Origin of the sequence: Paenibacillus sp. IITD108 (assembly GCF_036541265.1) — a bacterium.
Classification (GTDB): Bacteria; Bacillota; Bacilli; order Paenibacillales; family Paenibacillaceae; genus Pristimantibacillus.
Map to the genome: position 1 here is coordinate 77,744 of NZ_JAZHCT010000024.1, position 13,839 is coordinate 91,582.

Consider the following 13,839-nt stretch of genomic DNA (forward strand, 5'->3'; position numbering starts at 1 on the left):
AACGAAGCTGAGCAGCCTTATTGTTGGCAAAAGGAGCCTAAAAACGTGTTTTGTTCACACATAGAGCTGTTTATCTTCGTTACAATTTATAATGAGCCATTTTTGTTGAAATAGCGCTTGTCAGCTTCGTTAGAAATCCGCATCCCTGTTGATCAAGCAGTTTAACACAAAAAAGCTGGCTTCCCTGCCGCTGCAAGAGCAACAAGGAAAGCCAGCCTTACCAGCCTTAATTACTTGGTAATTTTTAGCCAGTTAATAGCTAAATTTGAGCTAGAATTGGTCTGATCGAGTACGATACGCATGTTGTTTATACCCCGGGACAATTTCACCCAGCGATGGATGGTTGTGAATTGATAGCCGCCGCCAGTGTTAGGAACGTCGACCGGGTACACGGTGCCGTCCACTTCAAAGTTAAAGCGATGCGCAGCGTTGGAGGCAACTCTGAATTCTACAAAATAATGTCCGTTGTGGGGAATGTATACATTATCATACTTCGTATAATCGTTCTTTTTACGGAATACAGCCGCTTTTACAGCTCCCCCGTCATTAAAATCTTCAACCGTAACGGCTGTATTATGCCCATTCCATTGATCCTCTTTATCCAAATTCCACTGCATAGTGTAATGCTCTGCCTCTATCGTTTTTACATACTCATCTTGGTAGGAGAACTTCATCCAATTCCAAATGGTTCTTGACTGTGCATCCGTCCACACAATTCGCAGCGTATGATTCCCTTCCGGCAAGTAAACAACCTCATCCTGATTTCTCATGTTGTTGACGCCTCCGGTATCAAGCAAACTGAATTCACTTGATGCATCTACGCCATCGACCTGCAGCTTATATTTCTGAGGAGATGAGCCTGCCAACGTCGAATACCTCATCTCAAACAAGTAGTTGCCGGACTTAGGAATATATACATTTTCATACTCAAGCCAATCTCCTGTATCAATAATCGATACCCCTGGCGTGCCGTCGTTGTCAGTAAATTCCGTTGCATTCAGCCACACTCCGCTGGAGTCACTCGGATTTTCTGCCTGCAGTTTGATTTCCATGGCATCATTTAACGTAAATTTCATCCAGTTAAGGAAGAACCATCTGTCGATTGATCCTCTTACTACCTTCAACGTATGTCTTCCTTCTGTTAAATACACTTGCCGCTCAATCGTTCTAAATTTCAAATAGCCGCCGGAATTCGGTGCTTTGATCGCCCCGGTTACGTTCACCCCATCTACCTCCAGATGGAAGTAGTTGGCCTCCTCCGACGAAACCCTAAATTCTACTGTATACATGCCGCTTTGCGGAACATCAATATTATCGTACTCCACCCAATTGCCGTTCTTTTCCATGTACAAGGAATCATGATCGCCTTCCGGAGAATAGTACGTTCCGTATGCTCCGTGAGCCGCCGTATAGTCCTCTCCCTCTACTCTAAATTGACTTGTAAGAGCAGGGGCCGTATAAGCATCAGCTGTTGCAGCCACAGCAATTGAACCGATTTTGTATTTTTTATTATTTTCGTTATCCATTGGCAATTTGATCTTTGGCTCACCTGCAGCGTCTACCATTGAAATATAGAGGTCATAGTTTCCTGCAGCAAGCGAGGCTGGAAGCGTAAAGGAAGACTTCACATCATGATATTCCCCTTTGAACCATCTTGTCTGATCGAATGACTGGTCGACAGCGCTCCATACGACTTCGTTGTTTTGCGGATTGATAAAATAAACCTTTAGCGGATATTTGCGCGGCAGAAAACCTACCCCGTTATTCGTCCAGGTTTGTGTCAGCGCAAATTCGCCTCCGGCTGCCACCTTATCATTGTATTGTGCTTTCGCTAATAAAAATCGATAGCCTGAATAACGCCCAAGCAGTGTAAACCATTCGCCATAGGCGGCCTTCATATCGTTCCATTTCTCGAAGCCTGTATTATTGATGCCTTGCAAATTTGACCGATAATCCTCCAAGGCGTTTTGTACAACTTTACGTGGATTATTAAGCATATACAAGCTGTTATCCCAGTTCGCACCTTCTGAAGCCTGGAGATGATCACGCCTTGTTTTGCGATTATTCCATTGCGCCTGCGACCATGTTGAGTAATCCATCCAGTTGCCGGAGCTGTTCACCGTGTCTGAGCGGAAGCCCCAACCGGGCTGAGCTGCAGCATAATCAAAGGCGAACGCCTGGTAACGCTTTGCTTGGGTATTGGCATCAGGATCACTGTTATTTACATGAGCACCTGCATTTTGCATCGTAACCATCGTTTCCTGAAAAGCATTCACATAAATGTCGATGATTTGACGCAGCGTATTCGTTCTAGTCGTTGCATCCGGCCAAGGGAAAAACTGTCCGTCATTCCAGCCTGACCATTCACCAAACAAAGAGAAGGCTCTCAAATCGACCCAGGCAATGCCGGGATTGCCGTCATAACGTTCAGCAAACGCATTTACAGCTTCCTCAAGCTCATCTAAGTAACAGGAATTATAGTAAATAGGCTGCTTCGAATAATGAGGGGTATCACCGTATGGCGCCCAGCGGTATGGGCAGCCGGCTGTTTCGAATAGCCATTCTGGAGGGTATTTGTGAGGAAACCCTGCTTCTGTTGGATCAGGACTTTCAGACATCAATAATTGAACCTCAGCCGTTTTTCCCTGCTCATTGATTTTACTCATAAATTGATCAAATCTGTCCCATTCCCATTGATTGTTTGCTGGTTCAAAGTCAGCCCAAGCGATATGCACTCTGACGATATCGCCATCCGCTGGAATTACCTCGGTTCCATTAATAAATTTAGTCACTTCCGGATCATTGGTGAACGTATAGCCTGACTTATTAATATCAAACGCTGTGCCTGTGTAAGGATTACCATGAATAACCTCGTAGTTGTCTGTAAAATAAACAATCTTCGGCGCAGCACTCGCCTGCTGCGCCGAAAACAATAGATCTCCCGTAAGCAAAATAATACATGCGATAAGTAAGCTAGATACGAACTTCATTCGTAAAACCTCCTGTTTATTTATTATTGCAAAACATTTGCAATCACTTATGCATGGGCAAGCTGTTCTCTTAAGCTAGCCGAAGCCGTGAATCGTTTCTGTCCTTGGAAGAAACATAATAAACAAGAATTTACTAGATATTCTTTAGCCCTTTATCCCTGTTGTAGCAATTCCTTGCACGAAATATCGCTGCGAGCTCATAAACAAGGCAATGACAGGAATTAGCGCTAATGCTGCAGCTGCCATCTGCAAGCCGTAATCCTGAAATCTTGAAGCCTGGAACATCGCCATTCCTACCGTAAGCATCTGCTTTTTCGTATCCGTTATAAAAATATACGGGTTGGTAAAGTCGTTCCAAGCCCATACGAAGCTGAACAAAATCATGGTCACAACCGCTGGTTTGGCCAAAGGCAAAATGATGCGGTAAAATACTTTAAACAGACTGCAGCCATCTATAATGGCAGCTTCTGTTAGCTCTCGCGGAATAGAAATAAAAAACTGCCGCAGCAAAAAAACAAAGTAAATATCAAAAGCAGCCGGCAGAACGATGGCCCAAACCGTATCAGTCAAATGCAGCATTTTGTAAATAATATAGCGCTGTACAATCGTCGCGTCTCCCGGAAGCATAAGCGCGGACAAAAATATAATAAAGATAACATCTCTGCCTCTGAACTTTAGCTTGGCAAATGCGTAAGCCGTAATGCATACAATGATGCATTTGATCACAAGCGTAAGGACTACCATGACAGCAGAATTTTTATACCATAGTAAAAAATCATATTTTTCATCAAAAATGTTAATATAATTGCTTACGATAAAAGGATCCGGAATCAATCGAAACGGGTATTCAAATATTTTTCCCAGCACCTTGAAGGATGAGGACAACATAAATATAAATGGAAAAATATTGGCGACTCCAAACGCGATAGCAACAATATTCAATATTAAGTTTCCGCTGCGTTTTGCTGTAATGTTCATTTTAAATACTCCTTCCAAATGACTCCTTTACGAGTAATTGACCCATTTTTTCTGCCCGCGCCATTGTACGACTGTTATGCCCAAAATAATTAAAAACATAAAAATCGCTTGCGCTGTACTGTACCCCATCCGATATTGCAGAAAGGTTTCCTGATAAATATTAATGGACAGCGTCGTTGATGCTTGACCGGGCCCGCCCTTGGTCAACACTTGAATAGGTCCGAAGTTCTGGAACGAAGTAATAATGGCTGTAATCATAAGCAAAAAGGTAGTCGGAGATACCATTGGAGTTGTAATGCTCCAAAATCTTTTAAACCTGCCAGCCCCGTCTATTTTTGCAGCTTCATAAAGCTCTGACGGCACATTCTGCAAGGCTGCCAGAAACACGAGCATAAAAAATCCGATATTTTGCCAAACCACAATCAGCACTATACTCGGAATAACCGTATGCTCGCCCACTAGCCATAGGGGCGGACTACTGACGCCAAGCGAGGTGAGGAAGGCATTGACCGGTCCATCTCTCACATCTAGAATGATCGCCCACACAACCGCGATAGCAACAAAATTCGAAACATAAGGCATAAATATAGCCGTTCGAATCGTTTTCCGAAACCAAAGTCTTGAATTAATCAGCATTGCGCATAACAGGCTGGCAATGATGATACCTGGCACAAACAAGGCGACATAATAAAACGTACGCCACAGCGAGCCAGTAAACTTGTCATCGCCAAACATTTGAATAAAATTGTCTAGGCCGATAAATTTAATGTCCTTCAAATTGCTGATAAAGCTTAGGTTCGTGAAGCTGATCGCAATTGAAGTGGCAAAGGGGGCGAGCTGAAATAAAATAAATCCGACAGCAAACGGGAGGATCAGCATGTAGCCGAGCATTTCTTCCTGCCTTGCCAGCGTCCAGCCTCTTGCTTTCTTTTTCATCGTTTATCCCTTCTTTATGGCAGGTTGGTTAGAGCCAAGGGGGAAGAGCTCCCCCTTGTACCAGCATTATTTATTTGGTTGACTGATCTTCCTTGATCGCTTCGTCAGCTTTTTTCTTAAGCTCTGCCATCGTCTGCTCCAGCGTTCGCTGCTTGGAGGCATACAATTCTCCCTCCGACGAAATTAACGAAGTAATTTTGGACATGCCTGGACCGACGATTTTTTCATTTACAATTTGAAGGGAAGGATCAAGAATAGCAGCTTTCAGTTCCTCGATTGTAATCCCGTCATCCTTGAACGCATCCGCCATTGGCTGGAATATTTGATTGATTTCGTCGTCGCTCAAATCGACCCGCGCAGGTACTATGCCTGGCAGCGTCCACTGATTTTCTGCCAGCACCTTAAGCGCTTCATAAGCTTCCTGCTTATGCTTGGAGGTTGATGCGATGGAGTAGCCGCCCATAATGCCCATTACTGCTTTCCCGCCTTCGTCAACCTGCGGCATAATCGCGAGACCGAGCTTCCAATCACGCGGATACAAATTTTTATCCATAGCCGTTTGCAGCGCCCAATGCCCAACGACAAACTGTCCAATCGTACCGCTTGTCAAGAATGAATCCCAAGGCATTTTTTTGGATTTAAATGAAATCATATCCGGCTGAACCTTCAGCTCATTGCCAAGATCTCCGAAAAATTTCATCGATTCCGCGAAGGCAGGATCATCATAATTAGAGGTTCCATCCGCCTTATACTCTGGCACCTGCTTCTGTCTGGCTGATAACATAAAATAATTGTCCCAATCCAGCATGTAGGAGCCGTATATGCCTTCCTTCTCATTCGTAATCGCTTTGGCTGCTTCCGTATACTTCTCCCACGTCCAGGTCGCATTGTCTGGATAAGGCACCTCAGCCTTGTCGAACAAATCCTTGTTGTACATCGTCACATGAACATCGCGGAATGCTGGCAACATATATATTTGATCCATATACTTGGATATACTGCTGCCGTAAATTTTTTCAATGTCATAACCATCCGCGGCAATATAAGAATCGAGCGGCTCTAATAAGTTAGCTGTAGCAAATTTCTGGTAAGTCGTCGCATTCTGATAAATAATGTCCATTTCGTCGCCAGCCATTAGGCTGATTGTCACTTTTTGATTCCACTCTGTTCCTTCCCCCGGAATAATGAGCGGCTCAAGCTTTACATTTTTCAACTTCTGCTCAACAAGCGCCATCAAATCCTTCGTACTTTGTCTTGCAGCTGTATCCGCTGTAGTCGCATACTTAAGAACGATGACCTCTTCTTTATCGTTACTTGGCGGTTGCGTGCTTGCACCGCTATTGCTTTCTTTTGTCCCTGTGTTGCTTGGCTTTCCTCCCCCGCCGCTGCAGCCAGCTACCAGTAATGCCGCTGCGATCATAACCAACATAATCCTAGGCAACATACGTTTTCTCATTTTTGTAGTCAAACTTAATGACCTCCCTTCTAATTTCCTCCAGTATAATTTGTACCTGCTTCTGAACATATCGAGGAAGCTGACAACATGCAGGTATAATAAACAGTTCTTTTTAGAAAACGCTTTCAAACCAATCTATTTTTAAAATTTTCTCACTTACAGTTGTAAAAATAGTGACCTTATCGCTGGACGCTATCCTCTACCGATTTTTTATATTCGCTTGGCGACATGTTGTAATAGCTTTTAAATACACGATTAAAGTAAAATATATCGGCATAACCGACTCGATCTGCAATATCCGAAATTTTAAGGTCGGTAGCCAGCAAATACTCGCCCGCCTTTTTCATTCTGACATCGATCAAATATTCCTGAAACACTTTCCCCGTCTCTTTCTTAAACAATCGGCTCAAATAATTTTTGTTCATAGAAACATAGCGAGCCATATCTTCAAGCGTAATTTTGGCCTGTAAATTAAGACGAATAAATTCGGTAATTTTTAATATTTCCTCACGCTGCCTGTCATTGCCCAGCAATTTGAGCGTGCGCTCGCATTCGTCGTTCAGCTTCGTACACAATTGCTCAAATTCCTCTGCCGTCATGATTTCATCAAGCTCCGTTAAATCGAATTGCCAAATCATCATCGCCTTGTCACTTATTTGCAAAAGCGTTTCTTGAATCCAGCCTGCAACCGATACAAAATATTTTTTAATAAGTGCTGGATTAAGCTGCTTGCTGCGAGCATATTCCATAAATTCGCGCCAGGCTGCATCAAGCCCCTCTCTGCGATGCCGATACAAGCTAATAGACAGCTGGTTTTTTAGCGTATGAAAAGCTTGGTCCATGCCTTCTGTCGTAAACTGTACGTTGCTCGACTGCAAGATTGAGCCTGGCTTTTCATAAAAAGCGATTAGACGCGTATCATTGAGCCTGCAAAGGCTATCGCTTAGTTGATCATAGCCGCTGTACGAAATGCCATATATGAAGCTGGCTTCTATATTTAAATAATCTTCAAATGACGCTTGAATTTTCTCGGCCAAATGATAGACCATCGAATCCTCAATTTCCCAGCTGCTCGAGATAAGCAGCATAAAACAGCCGTCTGACCAATGCAGCGTTCTTCCCTTCATTCGGTGATCTATTAAACCATCTGCCAGCTCAGCCGCTACCGCATGCAGCTGCTCTGCTTCGCCATCAAAGCGTTGCTTGAGCAAATTTTCATAATCAGCTATGGTCAACAGCATAATAATCCCTTTGCTGGCGTTTGTGCCAATACCGAGCCCCTTCAAGCTGTTTGCAACAATTTCTGGATGATCGCCATATGCCATAACGTCCGTAATCAGCTTCTTCTGATTCCAGCGTTTATTCTCATGGAGAGCCTGCTCCCTTTCCGGTGTTGATGACGTATGTGGATTAACAGCTTGTCTTACTTGATCATCGAGCTTATTACAAACCTGCTTTAGCGCCTCCAGCAAGCTGTCTGCTTCAATCGTTACTTTAATCAAATAATCTACAGCACCCATTTTCATCGCTTCTTTAACAAGCTCAAATTCGTCATAGTTGCTGAGAACAAGACATTTCGTTGCAGGATATTTGCCCGATAGCTCTTTAATTAAGCCTATTCCATCGAGCTCTGGCATTTTAATATCCGTAATGACGATATCCGGCATCAGCTGATCCATTAACGAAAGCGCATGAGCGCCGTTAGAAGCTTCGCCTGCCAGCACAAAGCCATGCTCCTCCCAATCCAGTGCGACTTTAAGCCCCATACGGACAAACAGCTCATCATCCACAATCATAATTTTATACATGGTCTATCCGCCTCATTTCCTGGTTTAATTCATGTATAGGAATTTTCAAAATCGATGTCGTGCCCCCGCCGCTTGTATTTTCCATTCGCAGCGCATAGTCCGGTCCGTAATGCAATTTCAGCCGTTCATTGACATTCGTAATACCGATACCGCTAAAGCGGCCTCGTTCCATTCCTTTTGCAGCAAGCAGTGATTTCAGCTGCTCTTCTGTACAGCCCACCCCATTATCACTTATAATAATCGTTAAATTGCTCTCGTCACGATAAGCGCGCAAGCGAATGATGCCTTTATACGTAATACTAGCAAAGCCATGCAATATCGAATTTTCAACAATCGGCTGCAAAATAAGCTTAGGAATGCCCAGGTTCAACGTATCTTCTTCAATCTTATATTCCTCGGTGAACAAGGCGGAGAAGCGCATTTTTTGAATCGTTATATAATGACGAATATTTTCGAGCTCTTCTGCCAGCGGAATAATTTCATTTTTTTGAATAATGCTGCTCTTCATAAGCTGAGCCAGTGAAGTAATGAATTTGCTGACATTGTATACCTTGCTTGCGTCAGCCATCCATCGGATCGAGTTGAGCGTGTTGAATAAAAAATGGGGGTTTATTTGCGAATAAAGCATTTGAATTTCCAGCTCCCGCTTCGCTTTCTCATCTTCATTGACCTTTTGTACAAGATTGCCAATCTCCTCCGCCATCTTGTTGAATTTCAAGGACAGCAAAGCGAGCTCATCGACGCCAACCACTTCTACTCTTGAATCCAGCCGCCCTGTTGCGAACTCCGAAGCAGCCCGTTTCAATCTGCTGACAGGCTTGGAAACACTGTTTGCAATCCAATATGCCAGTGAGAAAAACGCTACAATAAACCCAAGATTAATAAGGAAAAGCCACTTCCTTACCGCCGCTATTTCTGAAAATAACAGCTTATTCGGAATCTCACTGACAACTGTCCAGCCCAAGCGTTCCATATGGCTCACATTCGCCATAACCCCGAATTCTGCCATATCGATAGACTCTACTGTGTCTTTAGGAAGATTGCCTTTTATAATGCGGGCATATGGCAAGCCTTCGCCGATTTGCTCCTTGGCCGTGGAAGAAATAATTTCACCTTGCCGGTTTACGATATGTGCCTTTATTCCTTCCCTGACTGCCATACCATTTAGTATGGCAGAAATAACACTCTCCGGTACTCCTATGACGACATCCCCTGTTTTGATACCATCTATTACATCCATGTAGGCGCGCACAAGAATAATATATCTTACTTTTCCATGTGAAAAATAATCGAGCTCATGCGTGTATTCGCCCAGCTTTACATAATTCGTTTTTCGGGGAACACCCTCCCTATCAAGCAATGCGAGAATTGAGCCTTGAAATTTCTCATTCTCATAGGCAGAAATCGTAGAATAGGAGATCCCTTGACCACTAAGCAAGGAAATAAAATGGTTAGGATAATGATCCAGCACCGAGGTTTGCACCGCAAAAAACTTTGACTTCAGCAGCGTGTTATTATGATAAATCTCATCAAACTCAATGGGCGCCGATTGCTTTATAATGTCCCGAATTTCCCCATCCATCATTAAGGAGTTTGATGCTGCTACCATATTTTTAAAAACAAGCTCAATATTCATCGTCGCTTGGGAAATTGCCATTTCATTGCCAATGTTCAGCTTATCCTTAACGACATCCTGCAGAAATATAAACGAAAACATACTCGATAGAGAAATCGGCAAAATAATGAGAAATAAAAAAGAGAAGACAAGCTTCCTGCGTATCGATCGGAGAAAAAAACGCTGAATAAAATGTTTGATTGATTTCATAGTAGCTATTCTCCCTCATGCAGACATGATTCAAAAAGTCACTGGTTCCGCTATCGTCACGGATACCACTTTTGCTCGATTAGTTGGCCACTCGTTCCGCTATTCGCCCCAAAACACCCTGTTTTGCAATTTTGCCGGTCACTGGTTCCGCTATTTAACCCAAAATGAGAGAAAATGTGCTACTTTTTCGATAATAGCGGAACGTGTGTCACTTTCCTCACCCAAATCTGCCATTTTCGACTAAATAGCGGAACGTGTGGCCGTTTGAGAGGCCGAGCTGGACTAGTTATTCGTTGCTTATTCCCCATGCCAATGTTCATCAATAAAGAAAGCCCACCTTTCAATTGTCATTGTCTTAGGTGGGCGTCCATGTTGCAGCTTATGCTAGTATATATGTTATTGTTTAAATTAACACTCTTCCAAGTCCACAATTCTATCAAGCACAGGTTTAGTATAATCATCAAATTTCTCTATATCTCCAAGTGAAATCCATTGTACTTCAATGATATCATCATTGTCTTTGTTAGTTTTATCCAGGGCTAATTGTCCAGTGAACTCGGTTACTGCAAATGTGTATTTTTTATTTTGTTCATACAACAAATGCAGCTTCAATACTTCTATCCCTGTTTCTTCCTTCACTTCCCTAATGCAAGCATCTTTAGGGGTTTCGTTTTCTTCGATTCCGCCTCCAGGAAAATTCCAAACGATATCCCCTCGTTGAACGTATTGTCGAACCATTAGAACGTGGTTATTTTGAATAATTACGGCTTGAGCGATAATAGTGTACACCTACTTTAAAATCTACTTCTTTGTCTCCGGCTACTTTCCACATTAGAAATTATTCTATCCTCGACTTGACCGCATAGCTTTAACTTGCTTTATACTTTTGTCGTTCTTCAAAGCTTTGTACTCCTCCGATTCCACAGCAAACAGCGCGACTTTCCCTTGTTCATTATGATGCATGCCCCAGCCGTAGCGCTTGCCAAGGGAGGACGTTCGAAGACAAGGCTGCCCTTTTGAGAAAAACTTCTCCCACTCCTGCTGCCTTTGTTCTTCGGGAATATGATTGCGCTGAGCAAATACCTCAAACAGTATATCCTCCTGAGTATGTTGATAGGGAGCACCAGCAATCATTTCATACTGTAATACCGGTATCGTTTTATTCTCATTTTTGGATTTTGGTATTTCTGCGGTTTGAGCAGGACAATCTTCTGAAACCTCAATGAATGTGTTGTAATAATTCATGTCTTTCATTTAAACTCACCTCCGGAAATGTGCGACAAAGTAATGCTTGAGTTTATTTACGGCATAATAGTGCTACTTAGCGGGGGGAGCGAATAATTGTGAACAGTACAATTAGCGATGGAAAAGGGGGCTACTGCGATCAAGTTTGGGATTCCGACCGCTGTTGTAGTCCAATTTTTTGGAATAAACAACCCCTGTAAAAGATAAAATTGGCCTACAAAGGCGGACGCTGTGCTTCTCCATTCCCAATCTTGCTCTACGTTCCCCTTTCTTATTGCTTATCAATAGGTGCCCACATCGACTTCACAGTCATCTCCCCCTCGGCTCACCCCTCACCAATTCTCCGTATATCCTAAATGCTTTAAAATCATATAGCTGTTAGAATTGAGGTTATCAATAGGCTCATCAATTGAAAAATATTTCAATTCAAGTCCTTCATCGTCATTTATGGTAGGTATGCCTTGTACGTGAACTGCCTCAAAAACAGCAATCGTATTAAATACTTCATCTCCATTAGGATACTTATAGTAGAAATCTTTCCCCGATAAATTAGCAACGAATTTCAATTTCTCGGCCTTTAATCCCGCTTCTTCAAAAAGCTCGCGTCTTGCAGCTTCTTCGAATGTTTCACCAAGCTCCAATGAGCCGCCAATAGTTCCCCAATCCAAACTATCCGTTCTCTTTTGAAGCAATAAATGCCCCTCCTGATTTTTTACTAAAACGGTAACACCAACCATTATAATTGGCCTTGTGCCAATCAATTCTCGAAGCTCCATAATGTAGCCCATAAAAAACCTCCTGCACCTTACTTTTATCTAAACTGAATTTAGATTCCTTGGATTATAATGTCATTGCGCTTTCGAATTAACTCCTAAGCCCTTCTTGAAAAATCAATTCTTTGCTCATTTTAACTTGTTCAATCATATGGCCGATATTCCCTTCCCCTGCAAACAAAGACATATTAAAAAAGTCTTTATTTAAATCAGACCAATATAATTCATTCTCATTTCCTGATACGAATATATCATTTTTTAACCTGCCAACGTAAACCTCTACGTAACAATTTTGATAGTAATATTTAAAATCCATTAAATGATGCAGGTCGATAGATTCATTAGAAACACCCGTCTCTTCGAATAGCTCTCTATAGGCTGCTTCTAACCCTGTTTCCCCTTGTTCAATCTTGCCGCCGACAAAATTACTCAAGCCTTTATATGGGTCCTTTAGCCGCTTGCACATCAGTAATTGATCCATTTCCTTGTTATAAATCATTAGTACATTATATCCTTGCACCTTCTGTCCTCCTTGTATGAAGTTACTTCAATAGCTTCCCTTTTAGATTGTCTTCGTCAAAATAATTTCCAACGGTTCATTCTCGAGCAATAAGCATCCCGCATCCTTATAGCCCAATTTCCTGTAAAAATGCTGCGCAGCTTCATTAGCTAATGTCGAAGTCATCACAAGCCGAAAGCCTTTCTCTCTCATCAAGCTCTCCCAATAAAGTACAGCTCCTTTTCCAATCCCCTTGCTTCGATACGGTTCGTCAATCCAAGTCATATTCATAAATGGTGTATTGTCCCAGAAATAGCTATATCTCATCCAGCCTATGTACTGATTCTGTTCGTTTCGTAAAATCAAAATTTCTTGCTCTGCAATTTTCCGTTTAACTAAACTGACTAAAATATGTTTATCCCGCTTAACAATATAGTCAAAATCTTCTTCACTTGCATAATTAATCATCATTAACAATCACCTTCGTCTGCATAGTGAAATCATCCTACTCTTTTTTGTGGTTAGCCGTCCCTATAATAATCAATATTTTTCAAACCTCCTCCGCAACTTAATTTCAGTCTTCCTTTTGTTTTTTTGTTACTTCAACAAGTCTGTAAATGGCAATCTCTACTTCTTTCATCTGCTTTACTTGTTTATTAAGTGCTACATCTATTCCTATTAAACAAACTAAGATTAATATTAAAACGATCGTTATTATAATCAAAAGCAATTTCACCTCTCCCTAAACTTCTGTTACAAATAAAAAGAACCTACCCGCTTCGTCATCTTAGGTAGGTTACTGCTTTGCAGATCATAAAATTATATAAATGTTCAAATGCAATCAATCGTAGAAAAAGGATAACATGCCCACCTGCTATTCATTTATTCAAAAGCCTTATTGGTTCATTTGAATAACTCCCCACATGTTCCCATTAGGATCAATGAATTTAAGAACCCAGCCAAACCCTTCATCCTGATAAAATGTTATCTTCGTGCCTATACCTTTTAAGTGATTATGCAATTGATGAATGTGATTCGTGCTATAGAGCAGCACAGGCATAGTCTGACCATTGAATGAAAAATTAGCATTTGTATCATCATTCGTTTCCCATAGCATTAGCATTGGTCCTTCTTGCAAGGTCAAAAACGCTTGATGCTGATCCTCGTGCTTACCCTGCAGTTGAAATCCAAGATTCCCTGCATACCAATCGATTGATTCATTCAAGTTTTTTACTGGAATTTGCATATGCTCTAATTTTGTAAGGATCACTTCATTCATTTGCTTCACTCCATTTTTAATAGTTAAATAGAGGGCTTCAATTGTTTTTC

At 42.0% G+C, this 13,839-nt stretch carries 12 protein-coding genes; all 12 read right to left on the minus strand.

Annotated features, from left to right (window positions below; translation table 11 throughout):
- Window positions 1–230: 230 nt before the first annotated feature.
- The 12 genes from V1L65_RS19865 to V1L65_RS19920 all read right to left on the minus strand — a co-directional run bounded on the left by V1L65_RS19865 (window position 231) and on the right by V1L65_RS19920 (window position 13,789).
- A complete protein-coding gene (locus tag V1L65_RS19865) occupies window positions 231–2,990 on the minus strand; it encodes a carbohydrate-binding protein (RefSeq protein ID WP_331700979.1) in 2,760 nt (919 codons plus the stop codon).
- A 144-nt stretch (window positions 2,991–3,134) separates the two neighbouring features.
- On the minus strand, window positions 3,135–3,968 hold the full coding sequence (locus tag V1L65_RS19870; RefSeq protein WP_331700980.1) for a carbohydrate ABC transporter permease: 834 nt from the start codon (window positions 3,966–3,968) through the stop codon (window positions 3,135–3,137).
- 27 nt (window positions 3,969–3,995) lie between these two features.
- Entirely contained in the window at window positions 3,996–4,904 is a 909-nt protein-coding gene (locus V1L65_RS19875; protein ID WP_331700981.1) for a carbohydrate ABC transporter permease, read from the minus strand.
- A 70-nt stretch (window positions 4,905–4,974) separates the two neighbouring features.
- Window positions 4,975–6,360 carry an ABC transporter substrate-binding protein gene (locus V1L65_RS19880; protein WP_331700982.1) on the minus strand — a complete coding sequence of 462 codons (1,386 nt, stop codon included), beginning with the start codon at window positions 6,358–6,360 and terminating at the stop codon, window positions 4,975–4,977.
- 179 nt (window positions 6,361–6,539) lie between these two features.
- Window positions 6,540–8,168, minus strand: coding sequence for a response regulator transcription factor (locus V1L65_RS19885; protein WP_331700983.1), 1,629 nt, complete (start codon window positions 8,166–8,168; stop codon window positions 6,540–6,542).
- Entirely contained in the window at window positions 8,161–9,993 is a 1,833-nt protein-coding gene (locus V1L65_RS19890; RefSeq protein WP_331700984.1) for a sensor histidine kinase, read from the minus strand. Before V1L65_RS19890 ends, V1L65_RS19885 begins: the two co-directional genes overlap by 8 nt.
- Window positions 9,994–10,401: 408 nt before the next feature.
- Window positions 10,402–10,782 carry an NUDIX hydrolase gene (locus tag V1L65_RS19895; protein WP_331700985.1) on the minus strand — a complete coding sequence of 127 codons (381 nt, stop codon included), beginning with the start codon at window positions 10,780–10,782 and terminating at the stop codon, window positions 10,402–10,404.
- Window positions 10,783–10,836: 54 nt separating this feature from the next.
- Window positions 10,837–11,247: a DUF6157 family protein gene (locus V1L65_RS19900; RefSeq protein ID WP_331700986.1), complete on the minus strand. Its 411-nt coding sequence runs from the start codon at window positions 11,245–11,247 to the stop codon at window positions 10,837–10,839.
- Between the two features lie 323 nt (window positions 11,248–11,570).
- A complete protein-coding gene (locus tag V1L65_RS19905) occupies window positions 11,571–12,026 on the minus strand; it encodes an NUDIX hydrolase (RefSeq protein WP_331700987.1) in 456 nt (151 codons plus the stop codon).
- A 76-nt stretch (window positions 12,027–12,102) separates the two neighbouring features.
- The gene (locus V1L65_RS19910; RefSeq protein ID WP_331700988.1) at window positions 12,103–12,531 is read right to left on the minus strand and encodes an NUDIX hydrolase; all 429 of its coding nucleotides are present in this window, start codon (window positions 12,529–12,531) and stop codon (window positions 12,103–12,105) included.
- 42 nt (window positions 12,532–12,573) lie between these two features.
- Entirely contained in the window at window positions 12,574–12,981 is a 408-nt protein-coding gene (locus V1L65_RS19915; protein WP_331700989.1) for a GNAT family N-acetyltransferase, read from the minus strand.
- Between the two features lie 424 nt (window positions 12,982–13,405).
- Window positions 13,406–13,789, minus strand: coding sequence for a VOC family protein (locus V1L65_RS19920; protein WP_331700990.1), 384 nt, complete (start codon window positions 13,787–13,789; stop codon window positions 13,406–13,408).
- Window positions 13,790–13,839: the final 50 nt, after the last annotated feature.

What these genes read in the sequence shown, in the direction of transcription:
- V1L65_RS19920 (WP_331700990.1), bottom strand. Translation starts at nt 13,789, where the DNA reads ATGAATGAAGTGATCCTTACAAAATTAGAGCATATGCAAATTCCAGTA.
- V1L65_RS19875 (WP_331700981.1), bottom strand. Translation starts at nt 4,904, where the DNA reads ATGAAAAAGAAAGCAAGAGGCTGGACGCTGGCAAGGCAGGAAGAAATG.
- V1L65_RS19905 (WP_331700987.1), bottom strand. Translation starts at nt 12,026, where the DNA reads ATGGGCTACATTATGGAGCTTCGAGAATTGATTGGCACAAGGCCAATT.
- V1L65_RS19890 (WP_331700984.1), bottom strand. Translation starts at nt 9,993, where the DNA reads ATGAAATCAATCAAACATTTTATTCAGCGTTTTTTTCTCCGATCGATA.
- V1L65_RS19865 (WP_331700979.1), bottom strand. Translation starts at nt 2,990, where the DNA reads ATGAAGTTCGTATCTAGCTTACTTATCGCATGTATTATTTTGCTTACG.
- V1L65_RS19900 (WP_331700986.1), bottom strand. Translation starts at nt 11,247, where the DNA reads ATGAAAGACATGAATTATTACAACACATTCATTGAGGTTTCAGAAGAT.
- V1L65_RS19885 (WP_331700983.1), bottom strand. Translation starts at nt 8,168, where the DNA reads ATGTATAAAATTATGATTGTGGATGATGAGCTGTTTGTCCGTATGGGG.
- V1L65_RS19915 (WP_331700989.1), bottom strand. Translation starts at nt 12,981, where the DNA reads ATGATGATTAATTATGCAAGTGAAGAAGATTTTGACTATATTGTTAAG.
- V1L65_RS19880 (WP_331700982.1), bottom strand. Translation starts at nt 6,360, where the DNA reads ATGAGAAAACGTATGTTGCCTAGGATTATGTTGGTTATGATCGCAGCG.
- V1L65_RS19870 (WP_331700980.1), bottom strand. Translation starts at nt 3,968, where the DNA reads ATGAACATTACAGCAAAACGCAGCGGAAACTTAATATTGAATATTGTT.